The organism is Nodularia spumigena CCY9414, assembly GCF_000340565.2.
GTDB classification, from domain to species: Bacteria; Cyanobacteriota; Cyanobacteriia; order Cyanobacteriales; family Nostocaceae; genus Nodularia; species Nodularia spumigena.
The window spans coordinates 1,533,245-1,539,558 of record NZ_CP007203.1 but is presented as its reverse complement, the minus strand read 5'-3'; the positions used below and the strand labels follow the sequence as shown (position 1 = coordinate 1,539,558).

Below are 6,314 nucleotides of genomic sequence, written 5' to 3'. Positions count from 1 at the left end.
GTAATTGCCCATTCTTCAATTTGACATCTGCGCGAGGGAAAGTAACTAACTTGAGAGCGTTTTTCTTATACCCTGGTAATTTTGGACGCTGCTCAACAGTTCCACCTTTAACGCCTTTGAGCAATCCAATAAACGACCGAAATGACTCAAATACAGTTGTTAAAGTTTGCTGTGCTACGTGGGAATAAAGAGCCTGAAAATGAGCGTTAGATTTCAATAGCCGATGCAACTCAGCTTTGCTCGGTATCTTGCCAGTTTTAAAGAATAACTGGCGAGAATAATATAGTCCACAGTTAGCAAGTTTGTTTGACTGTTCGCAAACAAACTCTAAGATGGCTCTCAATTCTTTGTCTGGACTGATTAAAACTTGTTGGCAACCATAATTAGACATTTTTTTGATTTTCGATGTATTGCTTAATAACTGAAATCGGCGCACCCCCAACAGTTGAAACAAAATAGCTATTTGTCCAAAGTGTTGGTAGCCGACTTTTTAGCCAAGGAAACTCTTGTCTCAAAAACCGAGATGAACGTCCTTTCATATATCGAATTAATTTTGCAATTCCAAATTGAGGATCTACCTCGACTAATATGTGTACATGATCTGGCATTACTTCCATCTCGATAAGTTCGCTCTTGAACTCTGTAGCTACTTCCTGCAAAATAGCTTTAAGGCGAACATCTACACCTTGAACTAAAACTTTCCTCCGATATTTGGGACACCAGACAACATGGTATTTACAAGAGTAGGTAATATTGTTGTTTGATTTGTATTTTTGGATCATTCCGTAATTATACAGCTTTGAGCTAAATAACAATCTAAAGATTATATGAAGCTGGTCTTATATATCTTTTTAATGCGGCTAAAGCCGCACCCGACTTATCCCCATGTCTGAAGCCAGGGGCTTGCGTCTCGTTTTTCGGTCACAACTACCGATTGTTGTATTGTCGGTGGTGGTCCAGCCGGGGCGGTTTTGGCTTTACTAATAGCACGTCAAGGCGTTTCTGTCAAGCTTTTAGAAGCGCATAAAGATTTTGATCGCGACTTTCGGGGGGATACAATTCACCCCTCTGTCATGGAAATTATGGAGGAATTGGGGTTAAGCGATCGCCTGTTACAATTACCTCATGCAAAAATGCACGGTGTGAGAATTCGCACTCCTGAAGATACCGTCACTTTAGCGGATTTTAGCCACCTAAAAACCCGTTACCCTTACATTACCATGATGCCGCAGGTTAAATTCCTGGAGTTCATCACCCAAGAAGCCGCAAAATATCCGCATTTTCACTTAGTCATGGGTGCAAATGTACAGGAATTAATTGCGGAAAATGGTATAATTAAAGGAGTACGCTATCGGCAAAGCGGCGGTTGGCATGAAGTTCGGGCTGTACTGACAGTAGGTGCAGATGGTCGTCACTCACGCTTAAGACAACAGGGTGGCTTTGAGTCTATTCAAGCATCGCCGCCAATGGATGTCCTCTGGTTCCGTTTACCCCATCACCCAGAAGACCCAGAGGGAGGCATAGGAAACTTGGCTAAAGGTCGGATTGTAGCTATGCTGGATCGTGGTGACGAGTGGCAAATTGCCTATGTGATTCCTAAAGGCGGTTATCAGCAAATTCGGGCTGCTGGGTTGGAGGAATTGAAAAAATCTGTTGTGGAAGTTGTGCCAAGTTTAAGCACCCGTATAGAATATTTACAAGATTGGTCACAGGTATTTTTTCTCTGTGTGGAATCCAGCCGAGTTAAACGCTGGTATCGTCCAGGATTGTTACTCATAGGTGATGCTGCTCATATTATGTCCCCAGTCGGGGGAGTGGGTATTAATTATGCCATTCAGGATGCTGTCGTGGCTGCTAATATACTTAGTCTACCTCTGAAAAACAAACACATAGAACTGAGTGATTTAGCTAAAGTGCAGCGCCAACGGGAATTACCTACGCGCTTTATTCAAGCATTTCAAAGCTTAATTCAGAAACGAGTTTTAGCCCCGGTTCTCAAATCACAGCAGACTTTTAAGCCTCCGGTTTGGTTACGGTTGCCTATTTTACGCGATCTTCCGGGGCGGTTGATTGGTTTGGGGATTTTTCCAGTTCACGTCAAAAGTTAATCAGAATATGGATTTGTGTCACGCATTCGTTGAAAACGTTCCCGCAGGGTAGGCGCAAAGGCGCAAAGGTAGGAAGGTATGAAGGTATTTTTTCTGCTTTGTAATGGTATAATTGTACTACTCATGCAGAAATCAATGCTCGTTTTAGTCAGGCAAAGTGGCGAATAGTATCCTAAATACTGTTCAAAGTGATCGCTTGGCTTTTATGCTAGAAAAGACCCAAGCTGAAAGTGTTGTCAGAATGTCGCTCAGGCAAATTACAATATAAAGCTAATAAAAATTCCTATTTCCCACTCAGTATTTTTACAGTCAGGAGGATTTAATGAATAGCTGCGTTTTAATGGCAGAAATCATTCAAGAACCACAGTTGCGCTATACCGCCGATAACTTAGCCATCACGGAAATGTTGGTGCAGTTTCCTAATTCTCAGCGCACAGAAGACCAGTTAGTTACCTTAAAAGTGGTGGGCTGGGGGAATATGGCTACAGAAATTCAGCAAAATTATCATATAGGCGATCGCGTACTTTTAGCCGGACGCTTAGGAATGAATACTGTAGAGCGTCAAGAAGGTTTTAAAGAAAAACGTGCGGAATTGGTAGTGCAACAGATTCAAGGTTTAGGAAGTGGTTTGAGTTCATCACCATCAGTCACCGCAACACCCGCACAATCGCCATCCCCAGCAGTTTCACCTCCACAGAACGAAGTTTTACGTCCAGTAACCGCCCCGGCTACAACTCCCCTGAGCGTTGTTCCCCAACCGACAAACTTCGTACCCACACCCCCACCCCAAAACTTTGAGCGCACCACTTATCCGCCAGTGAAAGAGCAAGAACCAGACCCAGATGATATTCCTTTCTAAAAGGATGTTTGAAAAGTTTTGGGCGAATAATATAATATGGCTACGCTTCGCGTTAGCGATACGCTACTACACAAGCACGACGCGTAGCGGCTTCCCGTAGGGAAGTCCAGCGACCTGGACTAATAAAGAATTAAGGTTTTTAACCCGCGCAGGCGGGTTTTGTCTGGGTGGTTCCGCGACTTCTAGTCGCCAGGCTAGTAATAAATTAGACTTTATTAGGGATTGGGAATTGGGATACAAACAGGGGAAACTTAAGTGCGATCGCTGATCATTGATAACTACGATTCTTATACATTTAATCTCTATCAGATGATCGCCCAAGTCAATGGAGAACTTCCCCTGGTAATTCGCAATGATCAACTGAACTGGGAGGACTTAACAAAACTCAAATTCGATAATGTCGTAATTTCTCCCGGCCCCGGTCGCCCAGAAAAGACTAAAGACTTTGGTATCTGCCGACAGGTGATTGAAAATGTAGATGTACCTTTACTTGGCGTTTGTCTCGGTCATCAAGGACTAGCCCATGTCTATGGCGGAACTGTAATTCATGCGCCGGAAGTTAGACATGGGCGATTGAGTCAAATCTATCACAATAATTCTGAGTTATTTCAGGGAATACCTCAAAGCTTTTCTGTTGTCCGCTACCACTCTTTGATAGTCTCAGAAGATTTACCCAGCTGTCTGGAAAAAGTAGCTTGGACTCAAGAAGGGCTAATCATGGCGCTGCGTCATCGACATTTACCATTTTGGGGTGTGCAGTTTCATCCAGAATCAATCTGTACAGAATACGGCTGGAACCTGTTAGAAAATTTCCGTGAAATTACTCAAGAATTTGCTCAGAAGAAATCAGGAGTGGGGAGTGGGACGATTAAAGAGGCAGGGGAGCAGGGAGCAGGGAGCAGGGGGGAGTTAGAAATTACTTTACACTCCCGGCGATTTAACAACCTTTCCTCTTCTCCCTGCACTCCGGCTTCAACTCATTCTCAGTACCAAGTTTGCAGTCAAAAACTGGATATTTATCTGGATGCTGAACAGGTGTTTGTTCATTTGTTTGGGGAAGATACTCACGCCTTTTGGCTTGATAGCAGCTTGGTTGAACCTGGTGTTTCTCGTTTCTCCTTTATGGGGGGGACTGGTGGGTTAAATAGCTTATTGGTTGAGTACCGTACCCAAACGCAAGAAATCACTATTACTCAGTCAGGTACTGTGACACGCTGCACAGACAGTATTTTTGACTATCTCAAAGGGGAAATTGATCACAGACAGTGTAAATCTGATCAGCTACCTTTTGATTTTAATTGTGGGTTTGTGGGCTACTTCGGTTATGAAATTAAGGCAGAATGTGGTTCTGAGCTTGTGCATTCTGCGTCACTTCCTGATGCGATGTTTCTGTTAACTGATCAAATGATTGTTTTTGACCACCAAGAACAAACTATATATTTGGTGTGTCTGACTAAAAACCAGGAAACAAGACAAGCACAAACTTGGTTTGAGTCCACAGAAAAACAACTTCGCACACTCCCACCTCTTCCGCCTATTATCCCCGTGAGCGCTCAAGACCCCATAGTTTTTCGCCTCAGCCGTTCTCACGAAGCTTACATAAATGATATTCATCAGTGTTTAAGTGAAATCAAGGAGGGGGAGAGTTACCAAATTTGTTTGACTAATAAGTTTTATACAGATGCTACTCCTGAGCCATTGGGATTTTATCGCCGTTTACGCCGAGTTAATCCAGCCCCGTATTCAGCATTTTTGCGCTTTGGTGGGGTTGCGATCGCTTGTTCATCTCCAGAAAGGTTTTTACGAATTGACCGCACTGGATGGGTGGAAACGAAGCCAATCAAAGGAACTTCTAGACGTGGACAGACTCCCGCAGAAGATCAAATACTGCGTGAACAATTGCGTAACAGCGAAAAAGACCGGGCTGAAAATTTAATGATTGTGGATTTATTACGCAACGATTTAGGCTTAGTCTGTGAAGTCGGTAGTATCCACGTCACAAAGTTGATGGATGTAGAAACTTATGCTACGGTGCATCAACTTGTCAGTACAATTCGGGGTTATTTACGCGCAGATATGGCTGCAACTGATTGTATTAAAATGGCTTTTCCTGGTGGTTCGATGACAGGCGCGCCGAAAATCAGAACTATGAAGATAATTGATGAATTAGAGCAAGAAGCCCGTGGAATTTATTCCGGCGCAATTGGGTTTTTAGCGCTCAATGGTGCAGCAGATTTAAATATTGTGATTCGCACAGCAGTTTTCACTCCCAATGGTACTTCTATTGGTATTGGCGGTGGTATTGTGGCTTTATCTGATGCTCAAGCTGAATTTGAGGAGGCTGTTCTTAAAGCTAAGGCGTTAATTCAGGTTTTTTCTGCAAATGATCACGCAGAGTCGCAGAGTCGCAGAGAGTTTTTATGAGTTTAGATGAGCGATCGCCTATGATATTAACAACTATATCTGCAAAGTGCGATCGCCATCACTCATCAACAAATCGTGCAGAGACTATTAACGGAAATTACCCGGATTTAAACGCCCAGGGCTTTGAGGTTGAGACTGAGCATTACTGGCTGCTCCTTTTCGCAGAGTACCACCATCTTCAGGTGCAAGATAAGGTTTTAAATTGATAGCAGCTTTACTAGATGCACTCGCCCGATTATTAGCACCACCTAACAGTGTACGACCGAAGTTGTATAATTCATTGACTCCACCCCGACTGGAAGCGCCATAAGTGTTCACAGCTATTGTTTGTTGTCCACTATCAGCCGTCATCAAGTTTTGGAAAACATTATTACGTACTGCGTAGGGATCTTGTCCACGGGGTACTGTTACTACAATGCGACAGAACGGATTAGTCTGTGTAGTCACACAGATAATATTCTCATTATTTTCTACAGCTATTTGCAGTTCTTCTAGACCATCTGGGCGATACAATTCTAAGCGGCTAGCAATAGCTTCACAGCGTTTTTGTGGACTCCAACCACCCCCTAAAGTCTGAGGAGCCGCCCAAGGAAATAATTGTCCTGGCATATTTTGTGGCTGATACATAACTGTATACTGTCCATTTTGGAATTGACAGCTAAACCGAGTACCACTCGTTACACTTGGTGTGTTAGTTGGTGTTTGTATAGGCGTTGATGTTGTACCTCCTGAAGGTATTGTGGGGACAACAACAGCACCAGAATTAGCATCATTAAATTGAGCAAGCGCTACAGAATTACCGAGGATTAAAGATAAGCCCAGACTACTTAAAAATACCAACTTTAACGGTTGTGAAAACATAAATTATTGCCCAGTGTCAATAGAATAGGGAACTGATAATTTAACTGACGAATAACTTTGTA

The 6,314-nt window shown here is 43.1% G+C and carries 4 protein-coding genes and 2 pseudogenes; 3 read left to right on the top strand and 3 right to left on the bottom strand.

Annotation, left to right across the window (positions count from 1 at the left end; translation table 11 throughout):
• Both NSP_RS06730 and tnpA read right to left on the bottom strand, forming a co-directional pair.
• Nucleotides 1–391: pseudogene (locus NSP_RS06730) on the bottom strand (RNA-guided endonuclease TnpB family protein); the annotation flags it as partial.
• A complete protein-coding gene (gene tnpA, locus NSP_RS06725) occupies nt 384–782 on the bottom strand; it encodes an IS200/IS605 family transposase (protein ID WP_006194806.1) in 399 nt (132 codons plus the stop codon). The gene tnpA and the pseudogene NSP_RS06730, both read right to left, overlap by 8 nt.
• 138 nt (nt 783–920) lie before the next feature.
• Here tnpA and NSP_RS06720 point away from each other — a divergent pair.
• The 3 genes and pseudogenes from NSP_RS06720 to pabB form a co-directional block, all read left to right on the top strand.
• Nucleotides 921–2,108: pseudogene (locus tag NSP_RS06720) on the top strand (FAD-dependent oxidoreductase); the annotation flags it as partial.
• 322 nt (nt 2,109–2,430) lie between these two features.
• Nucleotides 2,431–2,967, top strand: coding sequence for a single-stranded DNA-binding protein (locus NSP_RS06715; protein ID WP_006194808.1), 537 nt, complete (start codon nt 2,431–2,433; stop codon nt 2,965–2,967).
• A 255-nt stretch (nt 2,968–3,222) separates the two neighbouring features.
• Nucleotides 3,223–5,391, top strand: a complete 2,169-nt coding sequence (gene pabB / locus NSP_RS06710) for an aminodeoxychorismate synthase (protein WP_006194809.1) — start codon at nt 3,223–3,225, stop codon at nt 5,389–5,391.
• Between the two features lie 87 nt (nt 5,392–5,478).
• On the opposite strand, the gene NSP_RS06705 is transcribed toward pabB, so the two are convergent.
• Nucleotides 5,479–6,252 carry a COP23 domain-containing protein gene (locus NSP_RS06705; protein WP_006194810.1) on the bottom strand — a complete coding sequence of 258 codons (774 nt, stop codon included), beginning with the start codon at nt 6,250–6,252 and terminating at the stop codon, nt 5,479–5,481.
• Nucleotides 6,253–6,314 lie beyond the last annotated feature (62 nt).

Bases quoted from the DNA above. Each gene is read 5' to 3' on its own strand.
- tnpA (WP_006194806.1), bottom strand. From the start codon at position 782: ATGATCCAAAAATACAAATCAAACAACAATATTACCTACTCTTGTAAA.
- NSP_RS06715 (WP_006194808.1), top strand. From the start codon at position 2,431: ATGAATAGCTGCGTTTTAATGGCAGAAATCATTCAAGAACCACAGTTG.
- NSP_RS06705 (WP_006194810.1), bottom strand. From the start codon at position 6,252: ATGTTTTCACAACCGTTAAAGTTGGTATTTTTAAGTAGTCTGGGCTTA.